We start from the raw sequence: 22,176 nt of genomic DNA, 5'->3' as shown, positions 1-22,176 counted from the left end.
CCGTGTGCCCGGACCATCCGGGACTTTGCTTGCGGCTGGGCCGCTTGTTGTTGTGTACTGCTGATGCGAGGCAGGGACTCAGGGAATCCCGCCCCAATACTTAGAACTTCAGGCCAGCCTCACGCGCCGCATCGGCCAGTGCCTTGATGCGACCGTGGTAGCGGAAACCGGAGCGATCGAACGCCACCGACTCCACGCCGGCAGCCAGTGCGCGCTCGGCCACGGCCTTGCCCACTGCAGCGGCGGCGGTGAGGTTCTTGGTGCCCTTCAGGCCCTCGGCCACCGACTTCTGCACGGTGGAGGCGGCTGCCACCACGTTCTGGCCGTCGGCGGCGAACACCTGGGCGTAGAGATGCTGGCCGGTGCGATGCACCGACAGGCGCGCCACGCCGAGCTTGCGGATGTGCGAACGCGTGGACTTGGCGCGGCGCAGGCGGGATTCGTTCTTGTTCATCTGTCTGTTCCTCGAAAGCGGATCGGCAGTAGTTACGCAATGCTCTTGTGAGTAGTGCGGCCATGGATGGCCGCTTCCACACGCAGGGAAAGCGTACTCAGGCCTTCTTGGCTTCCTTCAGGGTGATCTTCTCGCCGGCATAGCGCACGCCCTTGCCCTTGTAGGGCTCCGGCGAACGGAAGGCGCGGATCTTGGCGGCCACCTGGCCCACCACCTGCTTGTCGGCACCCTTGATCAGGATTTCCGTCTGCGTGGGGGTTTCCAGGGTGATGCCTTCCGGAGCCTCGAACACCACCGGGTGCGAGAAGCCCAGGCTCAGGTTCAGCGCCTTGCCGGCCATGGACGCGCGGTAACCCACGCCGACCAGCTCCAGCTTGCGCTCGTAACCCTCGGACACGCCCTTGACCATGTTCGCCAGCAGCGCGCGCGCGGTGCCGCCGAACTTGTCGTCGGCGCCCTCGGCCAGCTGGATGTTGACGGCATCGCCTTCAACCTTCAGCGACACGCCGGGCAGCGCATGGATGGACAGGGTGCCCTTCGGGCCCTTCACGGAAACACCGTCGGCCGCAGCCTTCAGCTCCACGCCCTTCGGCAGATTGATCGTCTTCTTGGCAACACGTGACATCGTCGGCTCCTTAAGCGACCTGGCCGATGACTTCGCCGCCCAGACCCTTGGAACGGGCCTGCGCGTCGGTCAGCAAACCGGCGGACGTCGAGATGATCGAGATGCCCAGACCGCCGAGCACCTTCGGCAGTTCATCCTTGCCGCGGTAGATGCGCAGACCGGAACGGCTGACGCGGGAAATGGACTCGATGGCCGGACGGCCCTCGAAATACTTCAGACGGATTTCGAGAACGGGCTTGCCTTCCGCCTGGGCGGTCTGCACGTCGAGTACGTAGCCTTCGTTCTTGAGAAGGTTGGCGATGGCCACCTTCAGCTTCGACGACGGCATGCTCACCGTCGGCTTGCCCATCAGCTGGGCATTGCGGACACGCGTGAACATGTCGGCGATGGGATCAGTCATGCTCATGAAAACATCCTTCAGAGTGCACCGATATCCGATAAAACCGGAAATCTTCTAGATTGTGATGCTGGCAAAGCGCCAGCCTGCGTTGCGCAGACCAACGACTATAGCAGCTTTTACCGGCTTTGCGAACATCGGCGCCAAAATTGCGCCGGCGACGGCAGTCTTCAAGGACTGCCGCCGCATCGGGTCAGGCAGGATCGCTCCCGCCCTACCCCAGTGTGGATCTTACCAGCTGGCCTTGCGCAGGCCGGGCACGTCGCCACGCATGGTGGCTTCGCGCAGCTTGTTGCGGCCGAGGTTGAACTTGGCGTACACGGCGCGCGGACGGCCGGTCAGCGCGCAGCGGGTGCGCTGGCGGATCGGGCTGGCGTCGCGCGGCAGCTTCTGCAGCTTGCCCTGCGCTTCCATCTTCTCCTCGTAGGAGGCGGTGGTGCTCAGCACGATCGCCTTCAGTTCCGCACGCTTGGCGGCGTACTTCTTGACGAGCTTGGTCCGCTTGATGTCGCGGTTGACCATCGAGGTCTTTGCCATAAGTAATCTCTCAGTTCCTAAACGGGAAGCTGAAGGCTTCCAGCAGCGCCTTGGCCTCGGCATCGGTCTTCGCGGTCGTGGTGATCGCGATGTCCATGCCGCGCATCGCATCGACGGCGTCGAAGTCGATTTCCGGGAAGATGATCTGTTCCTTCACGCCGAAGTTGAAGTTGCCACGGCCGTCGAAGGCGCGGCCCGACACGCCGCGGAAGTCGCGGGTACGGGGCAGCGAGATGTTGATCAGGCGATCCAGGAACTCGAACATCTGGGCGCGGCGCAGGGTGACCTTGCAGCCGATCGGCCAGCCGTCGCGGATCTTGAACGAGGCCACGGAAACGCGCGCCTTGGTCGTGATCGGCTTCTGGCCCGAGATCTTCGCCATGTCGGCCACGGCGTTCTCGAGGATCTTCTTGTTGCCCGCGGCTTCGCCCACGCCCATGTTCAGCGTGATCTTGGTGATGCGGGGAACCTGCATCACGTTCTGGTAGCCGAACTTCTCGGTGAGCTTCGGCACTACCTGCTCTTTGTAAAACGTCTCAAGGCGCGTCATGTCATTAATCCTTACGCGTCCACGACCTCGCCATTCGAACGGAACACGCGGACCTTGCGCCCATCAGCGAGCGTCTTGGTGCCAACGCGTTCACCCTTGTTCGTGGCGGGGTTGAACAGCTGCACATTGGAGAGATGGATCGAAGCCTCGCGCTCGACGATGCCGCCGGCCTGGTTGGCCTGCGGATTCGGCTTGGTGTGGCGCTTGATCAGGTTCACGTTGGAGACGAACACGCGCTCGCCTTCCACGCGCAGCACTTCGCCGCGCTGACCCTTGTTCTTGCCGGTGATCACGAGGACCTGATCACCCTTGCGGATACGGTTCATGTTCAGGACCTCGCTCAGAGCACTTCGGGCGCGAGCGAGACGATCTTCATGAACTTCTCGCTGCGCAGCTCGCGGGTGACCGGCCCGAAAATACGGGTGCCGATCGGCTCGAGCTTGTTGTTGAGGAGCACCGCTGCGTTGCCGTCGAAACGGATCAGCGAGCCATCGGGACGGCGCACGCCCTTGGCGGTACGTACCACCACGGCGTTGTACACCTCGCCCTTCTTCACCTTGCCGCGGGGAATGGCATCCTTCACGGTGACCTTGATCACGTCACCGATCGCGGCGTAGCGGCGCTTGGAGCCGCCGAGCACCTTGATGCACATCAGTTCCTTGGCACCGCTGTTGTCCGCCGCGGAGAGCGTGCTTTGCATCTGGATCATGTCTGCACCCTCCCCTTAGACGGCCGCGCGGGTGACGATTTCGACCACGCGGTGATGCTTGGTCTTGGACAGCGGACGGCATTCGGCGATGCGCACGAGGTCGCCCTCGTTCGCGCCGAGGTCGTCCTGCGCGTGCAGCTTGGTCGACCGGCGCACGATCTTGCCCAGCAGGCCGTGCTGCACCTGGCGCTCGATCAGGACGGTGACCGTCTTGTCCATCTTGTTGCTGATGACGCGGCCCTCGAGGGTGCGCGCCTGCTTGTTGTTGTCGCTCATCTCGGCGCTCCCTTACTTCTTCGCGCCGAGCACGAACTTCGTGCGGGCGATGTCACGCCTGACGCGGCGCAGCTGATGCGGCTGGTTGAGCTGGCCGGCACCCTTCTGCATGCGCAGGTTGAACTGCTCCTTGCGCAGATCCAGCAGGTGCTGATTGAGCTCTTCGGCCGACTTGGTGGTCAGATCTTTGATGGCCATATCACATCACCGCCCGGGTCACGAACTGGGTCTGCACCGAGAGCTTGGCGGCGGCCAGGCGGAACGCCTCGCGCGCCGAAGCCTCGTCGATGCCCTCGATTTCATAAAGCATGCGGCCGGGCTGGATCGGGGCGACCCAGAATTCCACGCCGCCCTTGCCGGCGCCCATGCGCACTTCGATCGGCTTCTTGGTGATCGGCTTGTCCGGGAACACGCGGATCCACAGCTTGCCGCCGCGCTTCACGAAGCGGGTGATGCAACGGCGGCCGGCCTCGATCTGGCGCGCAGTGAGCGCGCCGTGGGTGGTCGCCTTCAGGCCGAATTCGCCGAAGCTGACGAGGTTGGCGCACTGCGCCAGACCGTCGTTGCGGCCCTTGAACTGCTTGCGGTACTTGGTTCGCTTGGGTTGCAACATGGCAACTCTCCTTACTTCGCCGCGCGCTCGCGACGGCCTTCGCCATCGCGGTCACGACGCGGTTCACGGTCACGACGGCCTTCGCCACCCTCGCGGCGCGACGACGGCGCCGGGGACTCGTCCTTCGGTTCCTGGCCGATCTGGGCCACGTCGAAGATCTCGCCCTTGTAGACCCACACCTTGATGCCGATGATGCCGTACTGGGTCTTCGCCTCGGCGGTGCCGTAGTCGATGTCCGCACGCAGGGTGTGCAGCGGCACGCGGCCTTCGCGGGCCCACTCGGAACGGGCGATCTCGGCACCGTTCAGACGGCCGGACACGTTGATCTTGATGCCCAGCGCGCCCAGGCGCATCGCATTGCCGACCGAGCGCTTCATCGCGCGGCGGAACATGATGCGGCGCTCGAGCTGCTGCGCGATCGACTCGGCCACCAGCTGGGCGTCCAGCTCGGGCTTGCGCACTTCGTTGACGTTGATGTGCGTCGGGACGCCCATCAGGTCGCTGACTTCCTTGCGCAGCTTCTCGATGTCCTCGCCCTTCTTGCCGATCACCACGCCCGGACGGGCGGTGTGGATCGTCACGCGCGCGGTCTTGGCCGGGCGCTCGATCTGGATCTTCGAGATGCCGGCGGCGGCCAGCTTCTTCTTCAGCATCTCGCGGACTTTGATGTCGGCCACGAGATACTTCGCGTAGTCGCCCTTGTTGGCGTACCACTTGGCGTTCCAGTCCTTGGCGATGCCGAGGCGGATGCCGGTGGGATGAACTTTATGACCCATCGTCTTCTCCTCTTACTCGCCGACGACCACGGTGATGTGGCTGGTGCGCTTCAGGATGCGGGAACCGCGACCCTTGGCGCGGGCATACATGCGCTTCATGGCCGGGCCTTCGTCCACGAAGATGCGCGCGACCTTCAGCTCGTCGACATCGGCGCCGAGGTTGTTCTCGGCGTTGGCGACGGCCGACAGCAGCACCTTGCGGACAAGGTGAGCGGCCTTCTTGTTGGTGAACTGGAGCACGTCGCTGGCCCGGCCCACGGGCATGCCGCGAACCAGGTCTGCCACCAGGCGTGCCTTCTGCGCCGAGATGCGGGCGCCGCGCAGGATCGCTTTGGCTTCGGTGCTCATCACTTGCCCTTCTTGTCGCCGACGTGGCCCTTGAAGGTGCGGGTCACCGCGAACTCGCCGAGCTTGTGCCCGACCATGTTCTCGTTGACGAGCACCGGCACGTGCTGACGGCCGTTGTGGATGGCGATGGTCAGGCCCACCATTTCGGGCAGGATCATCGAGCGGCGCGACCAGGTCTTGATCGGGCGCTTGTTGTTGGCGGAAACCGCGGCTTCCACCTTCTTGGCGAGGTGAAGGTCGACGAACGGACCTTTCTTCAGAGAGCGTGGCATGTCGGGTTCCTGTTACTTGCGACGACGCACGATGAACTGCTGCGTGCGCTTGTTGTTGCGGGTCTTGTAACCCTTGGTCGGCGTGCCCCACGGGCTGACCGGGTGACGGCCGCCGGAGGTGCGGCCTTCACCACCGCCGTGCGGGTGGTCGACCGGGTTCATGACGACGCCGCGAACGGTCGGACGGATGCCCAGCCAGCGCTTGGCGCCGGCCTTGCCGAGCTTCTTCAGGCTGTGCTCGCCGTTGCCCACTTCACCGATGGTGGCGCGGCACTCGACCGGCACGCGGCGCATTTCGCCGGAGCGCAGGCGCAGCGTGGCGTAGCCGGACTCGCGGGCCACCAGCTGCACCGAGGCGCCGGCGGAACGGGCGATCTGCGCGCCCTTGCCGGGCTTCATCTCGATGCAGTGGATCGTGGAACCCACCGGGATGCTGCGCAGCTGCAGGCAGTTGCCGACCTTGATCGGTGCGTCGTGGCCGGACAGCAGGCGGTCGCCCACCTGCACGCCCTTCGGCGCGATGATGTAGCGGCGCTCGCCGTCGGCGTAGCACAGCAGCGCGATGTGCGCGGTGCGGTTCGGATCGTATTCGATGCGCTCGACCTTGGCGGCGATGCCTTCCTTGTCGCGCTTGAAGTCGATGATGCGGTAAGCCTGCTTGTGACCGCCGCCGCGATGACGCGTGGTGATGCGACCGAAATGGTTGCGACCACCCGTCTTCGACTGGCTTTCGGTCAACGGCGCGTAGGGAGCGCCCTTGTGCAGCCCCTCGGTGCGGACGCTGACAGCGTCACGACGACCCGGCGAGGTTGGCTTGTGATTGATTAGTGCCATCTCGAGGAACTCCTGGCTCAGGCCTTGGCCGACACGTCGATGGTCTGGCCATCAGCGAGGCGTACGTAGGCCTTGCGCTTGCCCTGACGGCTACCGGCGCGGAAACGGAAGGACTTGGCCTTGCCCTTGCTGTTGACGAGGTTCACCTGCTCGACCTTGACGTCGAACATCTTCTCCACCGCCTCGCGGACATCGGCCTTGGTCGCCGTTGGGGCAACCACGAAAACGTACTGATTGTGCTCGCTGACGCGAGCCGACTTCTCGGAGATGTGCGGCGCGCGCAGCGTGTCGAGAATGCGTTCGTTGCTCATGCCAGCCACTCCTCGATCTTCTTCACGGCGTCGACGGTCATGACGATGTGGTCGGAACCGACCAGGCTGACCGGGTTCAGCGCCATCACGTCCAGCACGTGCAGGTAGGGGATGTTGCGCGCGGCCAGGTACAGCGCCTCGTTCGCATCCTCGGAAACCAGCAGCACGCGGCCGGAAACCTCGAGCTCCTTGAGCTTGGCGATCATCGCCTTGGTCTTGGGCTGATCGACGCCGAAGCCCTCGACCACCTTCAGGCGACCCTGGCGGTTAAGCTCGGAAAGGATCGAGCGGATCGCCACGCGGTAGGCCTTGCGGTTGACCTTCTGCTCGTAGCTGCGCGGCTTCGCGGCAAAGGTCACGCCACCGCCCACGAAGATCGGGGCACGGTAGTCGCCGTGACGGGCGCCGCCGCCCTTCTGCTTCTTGAACTTCTTGGTGGTGCCCGACAGCTCACCGCGCGACAGCTGCGCCTTGGTACCGGCGCGACCGCCGGCCTGGTACGCAACCACCACCTGGTGGATCAGGGCCTGCTTGAACTCGCCGCCGAACACTTCGTCCGACACGCTGAGCGGCTTGGCGCCAATGACATTCAGTTCCATGGCGTCTCTCCTCAACCCTTGGTGGTCGGACGGATGACGACGTCGCCGCCGGTCGCACCGGGGACAGCGCCCTTCACCGCGATCAGGTGACGCTCGGCGTCGACCTTGACCACTTCCAGACCCTGCTGCGTGCGGTTCACCGCACCCATGTGGCCCGACATCTTCTTGCCCGGGAACACGCGGCCCGGCGTCTGGCGCTGGCCGATCGAGCCCGGCGCGCGGTGCGACAGCGAGTTACCGTGCGTCGCGTCGCCCATCTTGAAGTTGTGGCGCTTGATGGTGCCCTGGAAGCCCTTGCCCTTCGAGACGCCGGCGACGTCGACGATCTGGCCGACCGAGAACACCTCGTCCGCCTTGATCTCCGCGCCCACGCTGTACTTGCCGAGGTCGTCGGCGGACACGCGGAATTCCCACAGGCCACGACCCGGCTCAACCTTGGCCTTGGCGTAATGACCCTTCAGCGGCGCCGTCAGCAGGCTGGCGCGCTTCACGCCCGCCGCGACCTGCACCGCGCTGTAGCCATCGTTGTCTTCGGTCTTCAGCTGGGTGACGCGGTTCGGGGTCGCTTCAATCAGCGTCACCGGAATCGAGCGTCCGTCTTCAGTGAAGAGCCGGCTCATGCCGCACTTGCGGCCTACCAGTCCGATACTCATGTTCGTATCCTGTCTATCGCTCAACCGAGCTTGATCTGAACATCGACGCCAGCGGCGAGATCAAGCTTCATGAGCGCGTCCACGGTCTTGTCGTTGGGATCGACGATGTCGAGCACGCGCTTGTGCGTACGGGTCTCGTACTGGTCGCGTGCGTCCTTGTCGACGTGCGGCGACACCAGAATGGTGTAACGCTCGATCTTGGTCGGGAGCGGGATGGGGCCGAGCACCGTGGCGCCCGTGCGCTTGGCCGTCTCGACGATCTCGCTGGCCGAACGGTCGATCAGACGATGATCGAACGCCTTGAGCCGAATGCGAATCTTCTGGTTCGCCATAAACCGTGTCCTGTTATCAAAAGAACTTGAATGTGCAACGAAGCGGCTTCTCACCGCTCCGCACTGCTCTCTGGAACCATCGGGATTGCGCCAAGGCGAAACCCCAACCCGAAAAACGCCAAGCGAGCATTGGTCTGCTCGCCTGGCGCAAATCCTGCTGCGCAATTTGGCGTGGCAACGGGATCAACCCGAAACTGCGCCGAATGCGATGGCCGTCCACGGCCTGCGAACTCGAAGCACTTCCTGCGCCTCATTTCGCGGTGAGTCGACCGAAATCACGTTCGGTCGACTAGGGAGCTGGGAAGTATAACGACAAATTTCCCGCAAGGGAAGCGTTTCAGGGTGCCGGCATGCCGGCACCCTGAAACGGGCTTACTTGATGACCTTGGCGACCACGCCGGCGCCGACGGTACGGCCACCTTCGCGGATCGCGAAGCGCAGGCCCTGATCCATCGCGATCGGGTGGATCAGCGTCACCTTCATCTTGATGTTGTCGCCCGGCATCACCATCTCCACGCCTTCCGGCAGCTCGATCGCGCCGGTCACGTCGGTGGTGCGGAAGTAGAACTGCGGACGGTAGCCCTTGAAGAACGGGGTATGACGGCCGCCTTCGTCCTTCGACAGCACGTACACCTCCGCCTCGAACTCCGTGTGCGGGGTGATCGTGCCCGGCTTCGCCAGCACCTGACCGCGCTCCACGTCGTCGCGCTTCAGGCCGCGCAGCAGCAGGCCCGCGTTGTCGCCCGCCTGGCCCTGATCCAGCAGCTTGCGGAACATTTCCACGCCGGTCACGGTGGTCTTCTGCGTCGGGCGGATGCCCACCACTTCGATTTCGTCACCGACCTTGATGATGCCGCGCTCGATACGACCGGTCACCACGGTACCGCGGCCCGAGATCGAGAACACGTCTTCCACCGGCATCAGGAACGGCTGGTCGATCGCGCGCTGCGGCTCCGGAATGTACGTGTCCAGCGCGTCCACCAGCGAGATGATCGCCGGCACGCCGATTTCCGACTGGTCGCCTTCCAGCGCCATCTTCGCCGAACCCTTGATGATCGGGGTGTCGTCGCCCGGGAAGTCGTACTTCGACAGCAGCTCGCGCACTTCCATCTCGACCAGCTCGAGCAGCTCGGCATCGTCCACCATGTCGGCCTTGTTCAGGAACACCACGATGTACGGCACGCCCACCTGGCGCGACAGCAGGATGTGCTCGCGCGTCTGCGGCATCGGGCCGTCCGCGGCCGAGCACACCAGGATCGCGCCGTCCATCTGCGCCGCACCCGTGATCATGTTCTTCACGTAGTCGGCGTGGCCGGGGCAGTCCACGTGCGCGTAGTGGCGGGTCGGCGATTCGTACTCGACGTGCGCCGTCGAGATCGTGATGCCGCGCGCCTTTTCTTCCGGCGCCGCGTCGATCGCGTCGTAGGCCTTGAACTCGCCACCGAAGCGCTCCGCACCGACCTTCGTCAGCGCCGCCGTCAGCGTCGTCTTGCCGTGATCCACGTGACCAATCGTGCCCACGTTCACGTGGGGCTTGGTGCGCTCGAACTTGCCCTTTGCCATGATGATGACCTCTAGATGATGCTTTCTGTCAGTGCGGCTTGCGCCGCGTCGTTTGATTTACGCGACCCGGGGCCGCACTGGTTTTGCTTCCAAACTTCGCAGCCCATCAAGACCGCGATGCTTTTCCTGAAGAGTGCGGCCAAGGATGGCCGCCCGTTTGATCTTCGCGGTCAAGGATGACCGCAAAGATCAAGCCTTCTTGATGACCTGCTCGGCGATGTTGTTCGGCGCCTCGGCGTAGTGGTCGAATTCCATCGTGAAGGTGGCACGACCCTGCGTCAGCGAGCGGATGCTCGTGGCGTAGCCGAACATTTCGCCCAGCGGCACGAACGCGTCGACGGTCTTGCCCGACGGCGTGTCTTCCTGGCCACGCAGGATGCCGCGACGACGACTCATGTCGCCCATCACGTCGCCCACGTAATCTTCCGGCGTCACCACCTCGACCTTCATGATCGGCTCGAGCAGCACCGGCGAGGCCTTCGCGAAGCCCTGCTTGAACGCCATCGAGGCGGCCAGCTTGAACGCCATTTCGGACGAGTCGACGTCGTGGTAGGAGCCGAACACCAGCTTCGCCTTGACGCCCACCACCGGGAAGCCGGCCAGCGGACCGCTAGTGATGGTTTCGCGCAGGCCCTTCTCGACCGAGGGGATGAATTCCTTCGGGATCACGCCGCCGGTGATGTCGTTGATGAACAGGAAGTCGTCCTTGATCTGCGCCGCGATCTTCTCGTCCGCGCGATCGGCGTCGCTGATCGGCGACATCTCGATCACCACGTGGCCGTACTGGCCCTTGCCGCCGGACTGCTTGGCGTGCTTGTAGTCGGACTTCACGTCGCTGCTGCGGATCGTCTCGCGGTAGGCCACCTGCGGCTTGCCGACGTTCGCCTCGACGTTGAACTCACGCCGCATGCGGTCGACGATGATGTCGAGATGCAGCTCGCCCATGCCCGAGATGATGGTCTGGCCGGATTCCTCGTCGGTACGCACGCGGAAGGACGGATCCTCGGCGGCCAGACGGCCCAGCGCGATACCCATCTTTTCCTGGTCGGACTTGGTCTTCGGCTCCACCGCCATCGAGATCACCGGCTCCGGGAACGTCATGCGCTCCAGGGTGATGACGTGATCCTGCGCGCACAGCGTGTCGCCGGTCGTCACGTCCTTCAGGCCGACCGCGGCGGCAATGTCGCCCGCGCGGACTTCCTTCAGTTCCTGACGATCGTTCGCATGCATCTGCAGGATGCGGCCGATGCGCTCCTTCTTGGACTTCACCGGGTTGTAGACGGCATCGCCGGCATTCAGCACGCCCGAGTAGACGCGGAAGAAGGTCAGCGAACCGACGAACGGGTCGGTCATGATCTTGAACGCGAGCGCGGAGAACGGCGCCGTGTCGCTGGCGTCGCGGTGCGCCTCATGGTCGTTCTCGTCCACGCCGGCCACCGGCGGACGATCCACCGGCGACGGCAGCAGGTGCACCACCGCGTCCAGCATCGCCTGCACGCCCTTGTTCTTGAAGGCGGTGCCGCAATAGACCGGGATGATTTCGCTGGCCAGGGTGCGCTGACGCATGCCCGCGATGATCTCGTCCTCGGAGAGGTCACCCTCTTCCAGGTACTTGTTCATCAGCTCTTCGCTGGCTTCGGCGGCGGACTCGACCATGAACGAACGGGCCTCGGCAGCCTTGTCCGCGAGGTTGGCCGGGATGTCCTGGTATTCGAACTTCATGCCCTGGGACGGCATGTCCCAGATGATCGCCTTCATCTTGAGCAGGTCGACCACGCCCTCGAAGTCATCCTCGGCGCCGATCGGCACCACCATCGGCACCGGGTTGGCGCCCAGGCGTGCCTTCAGCTGGTCGACGACCTTGTAGAAGTTCGCGCCGGTGCGATCCATCTTGTTGACGAAGGCGAGGCGCGGCACGTGGTACTTGTTGGCCTGGCGCCACACGGTCTCGGACTGCGGCTGCACGCCGCCGACCGCGCACAGCACGAACACCGCGCCGTCGAGCACGCGCAGCGAACGCTCCACTTCGATGGTGAAGTCAACGTGCCCGGGGGTATCGATGATGTTGAAGCGGTGCTGCTCCATCGAACCATCCATGCCCTTCCAGAACGCCGTGGTGGCGGCGGAGGTGATGGTGATGCCGCGCTCCTGCTCCTGCTCCATCCAGTCCATCGTGGCCGCACCGTCGTGCACCTCGCCGATCTTGTGCGAGACGCCGGTGTAGAACAGGATGCGCTCCGTGGTCGTGGTCTTGCCGGCATCGATGTGAGCCATGATGCCGAAGTTGCGGTAGCGCTCGATGGGAGTGGTGCGTGCCATAGTCGTAATCCGACGGAGATCCATCCCCGATGTGGGCAGCGGCGGCCATCCGAGCCGCACTGGTCATGAAAAAATCCGGCACGAGGCCGGCTTGTTTGGCGCCGCCCGCACCTGCGGGCGGCGCATTTACCGCTGAATTACCAGCGGTAGTGCGAGAAGGCCTTGTTGGCTTCCGCCATGCGATGGGTTTCCTCGCGCTTCTTGGCGGCGCCACCACGGCTCTCGGAGGCTTCCTGCAGCTCGGCAGCCAGCTTGCGCGGCATCGAGGTTTCGCCGCGCTTGCGCGCAGCCTCGATCACCCAGCGCATCGCCAGCGCCATGCGGCGACCCGGGCGCACTTCGACCGGCACCTGGTAGGTGGCGCCACCGACGCGGCGGGACTTCACTTCGACGGCGGGCGCGACGTTGTTCAGCGCCTTCTCGACCAGAGCCACCGGCTCGGCGTGCTTCTCGCCCAGGTGCTCAAGGGCACCATAGACGATGCTCTCGGCCACCGACTTCTTGCCGCTCTTCATCACCATGTTGATGAAGCGGGCGATCAGCTGGCTGCCGTGCTTCGGGTCGGGCAGCACCACACGGGCGGGATGGGAACCTTTACGCGACATAGTTATTGTCTCTTTGAGTAGGCATCCATGCCCCAAGAAAAGCGGTCATCCCGACCGCACTCTTCGATTTAGGCCTTCGGGCGCTTGGCGCCGTACTTCGAACGCGACTGGCGACGCTTGGTGACGCCGGCGCAGTCGAGGCTGCCGCGCACCGTGTGGTAGCGCACGCCGGGGAGATCCTTGACGCGGCCGCCGCGGATGAGCACCACCGAGTGCTCCTGCAGGTTGTGGCCTTCGCCGCCGATGTAGCTGATGACCTCGTAACCGTTGGTCAGGCGCACCTTGGCAACCTTGCGCAACGCCGAGTTCGGCTTCTTCGGGGTGGTCGTGTACACGCGCGTGCAGACGCCGCGACGCTGCGGGCTGTTCTGCAGGGCAGGCGAATCGCTCTTGTAGCTCTTCGGGCTGCGGGATTTGCGCACCAACTGGTTGATAGTCGCCATGCGTAGCCTATTCTGAAAACATAAAGGCAGCCCGAACAAGCTCGGTCTGCCAAGAAGCGGGAATATAACACGGACAGCCTGCCATGGGCAAGCCAGCGTCCCGCCTTCCATGACCCGAACACGAGGTGCGTCCGTGCACCTCATTTCGTATGTCTAGCGAGCAAGACCCGTATCGGGCTTACTCGGCACCACCGTCACCACCGACCGGCGCCTCGGCGAACGAGACGGCGGAAGCGGCACCGGAGAGCGTCTCGAAATCCGAGGCGGACAGGCCGCCCTGGCTGCGGCGCGAGGCGTGGTACGCCAGGCCGGTACCTGCAGGAATCAGACGTCCGACGATAACATTTTCCTTCAGGCCACGCAAGGTATCGCGCGTGCCGCGCACCGCCGCCTCGGTAAGGACGCGGGTGGTTTCCTGGAACGAGGCCGCCGAGATGAAGGACTCGGTAGCCAGCGAAGCCTTGGTGATGCCCAGCAGCACCGACTGGTACTCCGCCGGACGTTCGCCCTTGCTTTCCGCACGGTCGTTCTCGGCATTGATGCGCACGCGCTCGACCTGCTCGCCGCGCAGATAGTGGCTGTCGCCCGGCTCGGTGATCTCGACCTTGCGCAGCATCTGGCGAATGATCGCTTCGATGTGCTTGTCGTTGATCTTCACGCCCTGCAGGCGGTAGACGTCCTGGATTTCCTTGACCAGGTAAGCCGCCAGCGGCTCCACGCCCAGCAGGCGCAGGATGTCGTGCGGGCTGGGCTCGCCGTCCACCACGGTCTCGCCCTTCTCCACGTGCTCGCCTTCGAACACGATGACCTGGCGCCACTTCGGGATCAGCTCTTCGTGCTCGTTGCCGTCCACGTCCTTGATGATCAGGCGCTGCTTGCCCTTGGTGTCCTTGCCGAAGCTGATCACGCCCGAACGCTCGGCCAGGATCGCCGGCTCCTTCGGCTTGCGCGCCTCGAACAGGTCGGCCACGCGCGGCAGACCACCGGTGATGTCGCGGGTCTTGGAGGCGTCCTGCGGGATACGCGCCACCACGTCGCCCACGCCCACCGCCGCACCGTTCTGGATCGACACGATGGCGCCGGCCGGCAGCATGTACTGCGCCGGCACGTCGGTGCCCGGCAGCTTCAGCTCGCGGCCCTTGGCGTCTTCCAGGCGCACGATGGGGCGCAGGTCCTTGGCGGCCGTGCCGCGGCGCTTCGGATCGGTCACCACCGCCGACTCCAGGCCGGTCAGCTCGTCGGTCTGGCTCTGCACGGTGACACCATCGATGAAGTCGATGAAGCGCACGGTACCGGCCACTTCCGACACGATCGGATGGGTATGCGGATCCCAGTTGGCCACGGCCTGGCCGGCCTTGACCGCATCGCCGTCCTTGACCGCGATGGTGGCACCGTAAGGCACCTTGTAGCGCTCGCGCTCGCGGCCGCTGGTATCGAGCACCGACACTTCGCCCGAACGCGACACCGCCACCAGGTGGCCCTGGGCGTGCTGCACGGTCTTGATGTTGTTGAACTTCAGCGTACCGGTGGTCTTCACCGTCACGTTGTCCACGGCAGCCGCACGCGAAGCCGCGCCGCCGATGTGGAAGGTACGCATGGTCAGCTGGGTGCCGGGCTCGCCGATCGACTGCGCGGCGACCACGCCCACGGCCTCGCCCATGTTGACCAGGTGGCCACGGGCCAGGTCGCGGCCGTAGCACAGCTTGCACACGCCGTGGCTGGCAGAGCAGGTGATCGGCGAACGCACCTTGATCGACTGCACGCCGGCCTTGTCCAGCTTCTCGACCAGGGCTTCGTCGAGCAGGGTATCGCGCTCGACGATGGGCTGGTCGTCGTTGCCGGGGGCGTAGACGTCCTCGACCACCACGCGGCCCAGCACGCGCTCGCGCAGCGGCTCGACCACGTCGCCGCCTTCCACGATGGGCTGCATGATCAGGCCGTCTTCGGTGCCGCAGTCGTCCATGGTGATCACCACGTCCTGCGCCACGTCCACCAGGCGGCGGGTGAGGTAACCGGAGTTCGCGGTCTTCAGCGCCGTATCCGCCAGGCCCTTGCGGGCGCCGTGGGTGGAGTTGAAGTACTGCAGCACGTTCAGGCCTTCGCGGAAGTTCGCCTTGATGGGCGTCTCGATGATCGAGCCGTCCGGGCGGGCCATCAGGCCGCGCATGCCGGCCAGCTGGCGGATCTGCGCCACCGAACCGCGCGCGCCGGAGTCGGCCATGATGTACAGCGAGTTCATCGACTTCTGGGCGACCTGCTTGCCCGCGCTGTCGGTCACCGTCTCGGTGCCGATGCCGTCGATCATCGCCTTGGCCACCAGTTCGTTGGTGCGCGACCAGATGTCCACGACCTTGTTGTAGCGCTCGCCGGCGGTGACGAGACCCGACTGGTACTGCTGCTGGATCTCGACGACTTCCTTCTCGGCTTCCTCGAGGATCGCCTTCTTCTCGGCCGGGATCTTCATGTCGTCGATGCCGATGGAGATGCCGGCGCGCGTCGCGAAACGGTAGCCGGTGTACATCAGCTTGTCGGCAAAGATCACCGTTTCCTTCAGGCCCAGGCCGCGGTAGCTGGCGTTGATCAGGCGCGAGATCGCCTTCTTGGTCAGCTCGGTGTTGGCGAGCTGGAACGGCAGGCCTTCCGGCAGGATCTCGGCGAGCAGCGCGCGACCCACGGTAGTCTCGACCAGCTTGGTCTCCTCGCTGCGGCTGCCGTCGGCGGCGATGTGCACCTGCTTCATGCGCACCTTGACCTTGGCGTGCAGTTCGACCGCACGGTTGTCGTAGGCGCGGCGCGCTTCGCTGATGCTGGAGAACGCCATGCCGGTGCCCTTCGCGTTCACCAGCTCGCGGGTCATGTAGTACAGGCCCAGCACCACGTCCTGCGTCGGCACGATGATCGGCTCGCCGTTGGCGGGCGACAGGATGTTGTTGGTGGACATCATCAGGGCGCGCGCTTCCAGCTGCGCTTCGATCGACAGCGGCACGTGCACGGCCATCTGGTCACCGTCGAAGTCCGCGTTGAACGCGGTACAGACCAGCGGATGCAGCTGGATCGCCTTGCCTTCGATCAGGATCGGCTCGAACGCCTGGATGCCCAGGCGGTGCAGCGTCGGCGCACGGTTCAGCAGCACCGGATGCTCGCGGATCACCTCTTCCAGGATGTCCCACACCTGGCCTTCCTCGCGCTCGACGAGCTTCTTGGCGGCCTTGATGGTGGTGGCTTCGCCGCGGGCCTGCAGCTTGGCGAAAATGAAGGGCTTGAACAGCTCCAGCGCCATCTTCTTGGGCAGGCCGCACTGGTGCAGGCGCAGCGTCGGGCCCACGGTGATCACCGAGCGGCCGGAGTAGTCCACGCGCTTGCCGAGCAGGTTCTGGCGGAAGCGGCCCTGCTTGCCCTTGATCATGTCGGCCAGCGACTTCAGCGCGCGCTTGTTGGTGCCGGTGATGGCACGGCCGCGGCGGCCGTTGTCGAGCAGCGCGTCCACCGACTCCTGCAGCATGCGCTTCTCGTTGCGCACGATGATGTCGGGCGCGTTGAGCTCGAGCAGGCGCTTCAGGCGGTTGTTGCGGTTGATGACGCGGCGGTACAGGTCGTTGAGGTCGGACGTGGCGAAACGGCCGCCGTCCAGCGGCACCAGCGGACGCAGATCCGGCGGCAGCACCGGCAGCACGGTCAGCACCATCCACTCCGGCTTGTTGCCGGATTCCAGGAAGGCCTCGATCAGCTTCACGCGCTTGGTGAGGCGCTTCAGCTTGGTCTCGGAATTGGTGGAGGTGATCTCCTCCTTGAGGCGGATCACTTCGCCCGGCAGATCCAGCGACTTCAGCAGCTCGTACACCGCCTCGGCGCCCATGCGGGCATCGAACTCGTCACCGTGCTCTTCCACGGCCTCGAGGTACTGGTCTTCGCTCAGCAGCTGGCCGCGCTCGAGCGCGGTCAGACCCGGATCGATCACCACGAAGGCTTCGAAGTACAGGATGCGCTCGATGTCGCGCAGGGTCATGTCCAGCATCAGGCCGATGCGCGAGGGCAGCGACTTGAGGAACCAGATGTGCGCGGTGGGCGAGGCCAGTTCGATGTGGCCCATGCGCTCGCGGCGCACCTTGGCCAGCGTCACTTCCGTGCCGCACTTCTCGCAGACCACGCCGCGGTGCTTCATGCGCTTGTACTTGCCGCACAGGCACTCGTAGTCCTTCACCGGGCCGAAGATGGCGGCGCAGAACAGGCCGTCGCGCTCGGGCTTGAAGGTGCGATAGTTGATCGTTTCCGGCTTCTTCACCTCGCCGTAGGACCAGGAGCGGATCAGCTCCGGCGAGGCCAGCGCGATCTTGATCGAGTCGAACTCGGGCGTGGCGCGCTGCTGGTTGAACAGGTTGAGCAGGTCTTTCATGGGAGTCTCCGGTCGGAGCGAATTCTTTGGACGGGGCCGGTGGTCAGGTGGGCTGCATCATGGATCCGGCAGCGGGAATCCGGCGGCGACGGTTGTCGCCCGCGCGGAATCCCGGATGCCGGATCACAAGGCTCACTTGACCTCTTCCAGATCGATATCGATGCCGAGCGAGCGGATTTCCTTCACCAATACGTTGAAGGATTCCGGCATGCCTGCCGCCATCTCGTGGTTGCCGTCGACGATGTTCTTGTACATCTGGTTGCGGCCCTGCACGTCGTCGGACTTCACCGTCAGCATTTCCTGCAGGGTGTAGGCCGCGCCGTAGGCTTCCAGCGCCCAGACTTCCATTTCGCCGAAGCGCTGGCCGCCGAACTGCGCCTTGCCGCCCAGCGGCTGCTGGGTGACCAGGGAGTACGGACCGGTGGAGCGCGCGTGCATCTTGTCGTCGACCAGGTGGTTGAGCTTCAGGTAGTGCATGTAGCCCACGGTGACCGGGCGGTCGAACGCCTCGCCGGTGCGGCCGTCGAACAGCGTGGTCTGGCCCGACTCGGGCAGGTCCGCCAGCTTCAGCATCGCCTTGATCTCGGTTTCCTCGGCGCCGTCGAACACCGGCGTCGCCATCGGCACGCCGGCCTGCAGGTTCTTGGCCAGCGCGAGGATCTCGTCGTCGGTGAGCGACTTGAGATCGACGTGCTGCACCGCACCGGCGACGTGGTGGTTGTAGATCTGGTCGAGGAACTCGCGGATCTGCTTGACCTTGGCCTGCGCCTCCAGCATCTGCTGGATCTTCTTGCCCAGGCCCTTGGCCGCCCAGCCCAGGTGCACTTCCAGAATCTGGCCGATGTTCATACGGCTGGGCACGCCCAGCGGGTTCAGGCAGATGTCCACCGACGTGCCGTCGGCCATGTGCGGCATGTCTTCCACCGGCACCACGTTCGACACCACGCCCTTGTTGCCGTGACGGCCAGCCATCTTGTCGCCCGGCTGGATGCGGCGCTTCACGGCCAGGAACACCTTGACCATCTTCAGCACGCCCGGCGCGAGGTCGTCGCCCTGGGTGATCTTGCCCTGCTTCTCCTTGAAGCGCTTGTCGAACTCTTCCTTGTGGCGCTTGACCTGGTCGCTGGCGCGCTCCAAGAACTCGGTGACCGACTCGTCCTTGACGTTGATCTTGAACCAGTCGTCCTTCTTCAGGCCGTCGAGGTAGGCGTCGGTGATCTCGGCGCCGCGCTTCAGGCCGCCCGGGCCGCTCACCGCGGTCTGGCCGACGAGCTGGGCGCGCATGCGGTTGTAGATCGCGCCTTCCAGGATGCGGAACTGGTCGTCGAAGTCCTTGCGGATGCGCTTGACCTCGGTTTCCTCGATCTGGCGCGCGCGCTTGTCCTTCTCGATGCCGTCGCGGGTGAACACCTGCACGTCGATGACGGTGCCGTCCATGCCCGGCGGCACGCGCAGCGAGCTGTCCTTAACGTCGCTCGCCTTCTCGCCGAAGATCGCGCGCAGCAGCTTTTCTTCCGGCGTCAGCTGGCTCTCGCCCTTCGGCGTGACCTTGCCGACCAGGATGTCGCCCGCCTTCACCTCGGCGCCGATGTAGACGATGCCGCTCTCGTCGAGGCGGGCCAGCGCCTGCTCGCCCACGTTCGGGATGTCGGCGGTGATTTCCTCGGCGCCCAGCTTGGTGTCGCGCGCGACGCAGGCCAATTCCTCGATGTGGATCGAGGTGTAGCGGTCTTCCTGCACGACGCGCTCGGAGAGCAGGATCGAGTCTTCGAAGTTGTAGCCGTTCCACGGCATGAAGGCGATCAGCATGTTCTGGCCGAGCGCGAGCTCGCCCAGGTCGGTCGACGAACCGTCGGCCAGCGTGTCGCCCTTCGCCACCACGTCACCCACGTTCACCAGCGGGCGCTGGTTGAGGTTGGTGTTCTGGTTGGAGCGGGTGTACTTGGTCAGCGTGTAGATGTCGACGCCGGCGTCGTGCTCGCCCACCTCGTCCTCGTTCACGCGCACCACGATGCGGCCCGCGTCGACCTGGTCGATCACGCCGCCGCGCTTGGCAGTGGTGATGACGCCGGAGTCGCGCGCCACGGCGCGCTCGATGCCGGTGCCCACCAGCGGGGTCTGCGAACGCAGGGTCGGCACAGCCTGGCGCTGCATGTTCGCGCCCATCAGTGCGCGGTTCGCGTCGTCGTGCTCGAGGAACGGCACCAGCGCGGCAGCGACCGACACGGTCTGCATGGGCGAGACGTCCATGTAGTCGACTTCGGCGGCCGGACGCAGCTCGGACTCGCCGCGGAAGCGGCAGGACACGAACTCTTCGACGAAGGCGCCGTGCTTGTCCAGCGGCGAGTTCGCCTGCGCGATCACGTGGTCGCCTTCCTCGATCGCCGACAGGTAATCCACCTTGTCGGTGACCTTGCCGTTCGCCACCTTGCGGTACGGCGTCTCGAGGAAGCCGTACTGGTTGGTGCGCGCATACACGGCGAGCGAGTTGATCAGGCCGATGTTCGGGCCTTCCGGCGTTTCGATGGTGCAGACGCGGCCGTAATGGGTCGGGTGCACGTCGCGCACCTCGAAGCCCGCGCGCTCGCGGGTCAGGCCGCCTGGGCCCAGCGCGGAGACGCGGCGCTTGTGCGTCACTTCCGACAGCGGGTTGTTCTGATCCATGAACTGGCTGAGCTGCGAGGAGCCGAAGAACTCCTTCACCGCCGCCGCCACCGGCTTGGCGTTGATCAGATCCTGCGGGGTGAGGCCATCGGCCTCGGCCAGCGACAGGCGCTCGCGCACCGCGCGCTCCACGCGCACCAGGCCGATGCGGAAGGTGTTCTCGGTCATCTCGCCGACCGAGCGCACGCGGCGGTTGCCGAGGTGGTCGATGTCGTCCACGGTGCCGTGGCCGTTCTTGATGTCGATCAGCACCTTCAGCACGTCGAGGATGTCGGACGACTCGCCCTGCGCCTTGACCAGGCGCTGGCACTCCTCTTCCTTGCGCTCGCTGAAGTACTTGTGGTCGTACAGCACGCCGGGGCCGAGGATGTCCTTGCGGCCCACGCGGCGGTTGAACTTCATGCGGCCCACGGCCGACAGGTCGTAGCGGTCGAAGGTGAAGAACAGGTTGAAGAACAGGTTCTGCGCGGCGTCCTTGGTCGGCGGCTCGCCCGGACGCATCATGCGGTAGATCTCCACCAGCGCCTCGAGCGGCGTCTTGGTGTTGTCGATACGCAGGGTGTGCGAGATGTACGCGCCGCGATCGAGATCGTTCACGTACAGCGTCGGCACCGTCTCGATGCCGGCCTTGCGGAACTTCTCCAACTGCTCGGCGGTGATCTCGTCGTTGGCCGCGGCCAGCAGCTCGCCGGTCTTGGCGTCGACGATGTCGGTGGCGAGGATGCGGCCCACCGGGTAGTCGTCCGGCACTTCCAGCGCGGTGATGTTCTCGGCCGCCAGCTGGCGCACGTGGCGCGCGGTGATGCGCTTGCCGGCTTCCACCAGCACCTTGCCGCCGATCGCCAGGTCGAACGACAGCGTCTCGCCGCGCAGGCGCTCGGCGACCAGCTCCAGCGTGGTGCCGCCCTTGGCGCCCAGGTGGAACACGTTGTGCTCGAAGAAGATGGCCAGCATCTCTTCATTGGTGTAGCCCAGCGCGCGCAGCAGCACGGTCACCGGCAGCTTGCGGCGACGGTCGATGCGGGTGAACAGCGCGTCCTTCGGGTCGAACTCGAAGTCCAGCCAGGAGCCGCGGTACGGGATCACGCGGGCGGAGAACAGCAGCTTGCCCGAGCTGTGCGTCTTGCCGCGGTCGTGGTCGAAGAACACGCCCGGCGAACGATGCAGCTGCGAGACGATCACGCGCTCGGTGCCGTTGATGATGAAGGTGCCGGTGTCGGTCATGAGCGGGATCTCGCCCATGTAGACCTCCTGCTCCTTGACGTACTTCACGGCCTTCTTCGAGGCCGGGCTGTCCTTGTCGTAGATCACCAGGCGCACGGTGACGCGCAGCGGCGCACCGAAGGTCATGCCGCGGTTGCGGCACTCGCGCTCGTCGAAGCCCGGTTCGCCCAGGCGGTAGTCCACGTATTCCAGTGCGGCGTTGCCCGAGTAGCTCACGATCGGGAACACCGACTTCAAGGCGGCATGCAGACCCTTGTCTTCGCGCTGCTTGGGCGCGACGAATTCCTGAAGGAACTCACGATAGGAGTCGGTCTGGATGGTCAGCAGGTTGGGCACGCCCAGCACGGGGGGCCGCTTGCCGAAATCCTTGCGGATGCGCTTCTTCTCGGTAAACGAGTAGGTCATGGTTGACGCCTCGGTTCGCAGTGACGCCGGTGGTGCACGCACCGGCTGAATGGGGATGCTTGGATCTGGGGGATCGCGGTTGAGGGCTCGATGTGAGTCCGCAGCCGCCATACCCCAAAGCAAGAGCATCCGTGCTCGATGAGCAATAAATGGGCTCCTGCCCATTTATTGCTCGCCCGCCAGAGGCGGGCTCCGCTGGAACAGGCGCCAAGGCGCCTGTTCCACGGCGGGCCATCCTGGCCCGCGGCGGCGCTTCGCGCCGCCTGGCTCCTTA

Annotated in this window: 24 protein-coding genes; all 24 read right to left on the bottom strand. The window is 65.0% G+C overall.

Going from position 1 to position 22,176, the window contains the following annotated elements:
• Nucleotides 1-100: 100 nt before the first annotated feature.
• On the bottom strand, nucleotides 101-454 hold the full coding sequence (gene rplR, locus ACZ5Z2_RS04345; RefSeq protein WP_464760742.1) for a 50S ribosomal protein L18: 354 nt from the start codon (nucleotides 452-454) through the stop codon (nucleotides 101-103).
• A 97-nt stretch (nucleotides 455-551) separates the two neighbouring features.
• The gene (rplF, locus tag ACZ5Z2_RS04340) at nucleotides 552-1,079 is read right to left on the bottom strand and encodes a 50S ribosomal protein L6 (protein ID WP_464760741.1); all 528 of its coding nucleotides are present in this window, start codon (nucleotides 1,077-1,079) and stop codon (nucleotides 552-554) included.
• Between the two features lie 10 nt (nucleotides 1,080-1,089).
• A complete protein-coding gene (gene rpsH / locus ACZ5Z2_RS04335; RefSeq protein ID WP_464760740.1) occupies nucleotides 1,090-1,485 on the bottom strand; it encodes a 30S ribosomal protein S8 in 396 nt (131 codons plus the stop codon).
• Between the two features lie 222 nt (nucleotides 1,486-1,707).
• Nucleotides 1,708-2,013 (bottom strand): 30S ribosomal protein S14, encoded by a 306-nt coding sequence (gene rpsN / locus ACZ5Z2_RS04330; protein WP_464760739.1) that lies wholly within the window; start codon nucleotides 2,011-2,013, stop codon nucleotides 1,708-1,710.
• A 10-nt stretch (nucleotides 2,014-2,023) separates the two neighbouring features.
• Nucleotides 2,024-2,563: a 50S ribosomal protein L5 gene (rplE, locus tag ACZ5Z2_RS04325; protein WP_192164571.1), complete on the bottom strand. Its 540-nt coding sequence runs from the start codon at nucleotides 2,561-2,563 to the stop codon at nucleotides 2,024-2,026.
• An 11-nt stretch (nucleotides 2,564-2,574) separates the two neighbouring features.
• Nucleotides 2,575-2,889 carry a 50S ribosomal protein L24 gene (gene rplX / locus ACZ5Z2_RS04320; protein WP_192157047.1) on the bottom strand — a complete coding sequence of 105 codons (315 nt, stop codon included), beginning with the start codon at nucleotides 2,887-2,889 and terminating at the stop codon, nucleotides 2,575-2,577.
• Between the two features lie 14 nt (nucleotides 2,890-2,903).
• On the bottom strand, nucleotides 2,904-3,272 hold the full coding sequence (gene rplN / locus ACZ5Z2_RS04315; RefSeq protein WP_007513359.1) for a 50S ribosomal protein L14: 369 nt from the start codon (nucleotides 3,270-3,272) through the stop codon (nucleotides 2,904-2,906).
• 15 nt (nucleotides 3,273-3,287) lie between these two features.
• Nucleotides 3,288-3,548 (bottom strand): 30S ribosomal protein S17, encoded by a 261-nt coding sequence (gene rpsQ / locus ACZ5Z2_RS04310; protein WP_464760738.1) that lies wholly within the window; start codon nucleotides 3,546-3,548, stop codon nucleotides 3,288-3,290.
• A gap of 12 nt (nucleotides 3,549-3,560) precedes the next feature.
• Nucleotides 3,561-3,746 carry a 50S ribosomal protein L29 gene (gene rpmC, locus ACZ5Z2_RS04305; protein WP_464760737.1) on the bottom strand — a complete coding sequence of 62 codons (186 nt, stop codon included), beginning with the start codon at nucleotides 3,744-3,746 and terminating at the stop codon, nucleotides 3,561-3,563.
• 1 nt (nucleotide 3,747) lies between these two features.
• A complete protein-coding gene (rplP, locus tag ACZ5Z2_RS04300; RefSeq protein ID WP_367853338.1) occupies nucleotides 3,748-4,161 on the bottom strand; it encodes a 50S ribosomal protein L16 in 414 nt (137 codons plus the stop codon).
• A gap of 11 nt (nucleotides 4,162-4,172) precedes the next feature.
• Nucleotides 4,173-4,937, bottom strand: coding sequence for a 30S ribosomal protein S3 (gene rpsC, locus ACZ5Z2_RS04295; RefSeq protein ID WP_192157049.1), 765 nt, complete (start codon nucleotides 4,935-4,937; stop codon nucleotides 4,173-4,175).
• A 12-nt stretch (nucleotides 4,938-4,949) separates the two neighbouring features.
• Nucleotides 4,950-5,285 carry a 50S ribosomal protein L22 gene (gene rplV / locus ACZ5Z2_RS04290; RefSeq protein ID WP_192105766.1) on the bottom strand — a complete coding sequence of 112 codons (336 nt, stop codon included), beginning with the start codon at nucleotides 5,283-5,285 and terminating at the stop codon, nucleotides 4,950-4,952.
• Nucleotides 5,285-5,557, bottom strand: coding sequence for a 30S ribosomal protein S19 (rpsS, locus tag ACZ5Z2_RS04285; protein ID WP_077481308.1), 273 nt, complete (start codon nucleotides 5,555-5,557; stop codon nucleotides 5,285-5,287). Before rpsS ends, rplV begins: the two co-directional genes overlap by 1 nt.
• A gap of 12 nt (nucleotides 5,558-5,569) precedes the next feature.
• The gene (gene rplB / locus ACZ5Z2_RS04280; RefSeq protein ID WP_192105767.1) at nucleotides 5,570-6,391 is read right to left on the bottom strand and encodes a 50S ribosomal protein L2; all 822 of its coding nucleotides are present in this window, start codon (nucleotides 6,389-6,391) and stop codon (nucleotides 5,570-5,572) included.
• Between the two features lie 17 nt (nucleotides 6,392-6,408).
• The gene (gene rplW, locus ACZ5Z2_RS04275) at nucleotides 6,409-6,702 is read right to left on the bottom strand and encodes a 50S ribosomal protein L23 (RefSeq protein WP_192164576.1); all 294 of its coding nucleotides are present in this window, start codon (nucleotides 6,700-6,702) and stop codon (nucleotides 6,409-6,411) included.
• Nucleotides 6,699-7,301: a 50S ribosomal protein L4 gene (gene rplD / locus ACZ5Z2_RS04270; protein ID WP_192164577.1), complete on the bottom strand. Its 603-nt coding sequence runs from the start codon at nucleotides 7,299-7,301 to the stop codon at nucleotides 6,699-6,701. The genes rplW and rplD overlap by 4 nt, the downstream gene beginning before the upstream one ends.
• Before the next feature lie 11 nt (nucleotides 7,302-7,312).
• Complete coding sequence (rplC, locus tag ACZ5Z2_RS04265) at nucleotides 7,313-7,954, bottom strand: 50S ribosomal protein L3 (protein WP_192164578.1); 642 nt, start codon at nucleotides 7,952-7,954, stop codon at nucleotides 7,313-7,315.
• Nucleotides 7,955-7,974: 20 nt separating this feature from the next.
• On the bottom strand, nucleotides 7,975-8,286 hold the full coding sequence (rpsJ, locus tag ACZ5Z2_RS04260; protein ID WP_014402136.1) for a 30S ribosomal protein S10: 312 nt from the start codon (nucleotides 8,284-8,286) through the stop codon (nucleotides 7,975-7,977).
• A gap of 372 nt (nucleotides 8,287-8,658) precedes the next feature.
• On the bottom strand, nucleotides 8,659-9,849 hold the full coding sequence (tuf, locus tag ACZ5Z2_RS04255) for an elongation factor Tu (protein ID WP_464760727.1): 1,191 nt from the start codon (nucleotides 9,847-9,849) through the stop codon (nucleotides 8,659-8,661).
• A gap of 189 nt (nucleotides 9,850-10,038) precedes the next feature.
• Nucleotides 10,039-12,168 carry an elongation factor G gene (gene fusA, locus ACZ5Z2_RS04250; protein ID WP_464760734.1) on the bottom strand — a complete coding sequence of 710 codons (2,130 nt, stop codon included), beginning with the start codon at nucleotides 12,166-12,168 and terminating at the stop codon, nucleotides 10,039-10,041.
• A 137-nt stretch (nucleotides 12,169-12,305) separates the two neighbouring features.
• Nucleotides 12,306-12,773 carry a 30S ribosomal protein S7 gene (gene rpsG, locus ACZ5Z2_RS04245; protein ID WP_192105773.1) on the bottom strand — a complete coding sequence of 156 codons (468 nt, stop codon included), beginning with the start codon at nucleotides 12,771-12,773 and terminating at the stop codon, nucleotides 12,306-12,308.
• A gap of 68 nt (nucleotides 12,774-12,841) precedes the next feature.
• Complete coding sequence (gene rpsL / locus ACZ5Z2_RS04240) at nucleotides 12,842-13,216, bottom strand: 30S ribosomal protein S12 (protein WP_077481292.1); 375 nt, start codon at nucleotides 13,214-13,216, stop codon at nucleotides 12,842-12,844.
• 178 nt (nucleotides 13,217-13,394) lie between these two features.
• Nucleotides 13,395-17,609: a DNA-directed RNA polymerase subunit beta' gene (gene rpoC, locus ACZ5Z2_RS04235; RefSeq protein ID WP_464760733.1), complete on the bottom strand. Its 4,215-nt coding sequence runs from the start codon at nucleotides 17,607-17,609 to the stop codon at nucleotides 13,395-13,397.
• 132 nt (nucleotides 17,610-17,741) lie between these two features.
• Entirely contained in the window at nucleotides 17,742-21,902 is a 4,161-nt protein-coding gene (gene rpoB / locus ACZ5Z2_RS04230) for a DNA-directed RNA polymerase subunit beta (RefSeq protein WP_464760732.1), read from the bottom strand.
• Between the last annotated feature and the right edge of the window lie 274 nt (nucleotides 21,903-22,176).

This window comes from Rhodanobacter sp. G1, assembly GCF_055397855.1.
The sequence above is the reverse complement of the archived record's forward strand: the minus strand, read 5'-3'. Positions and strand labels throughout refer to the sequence as shown.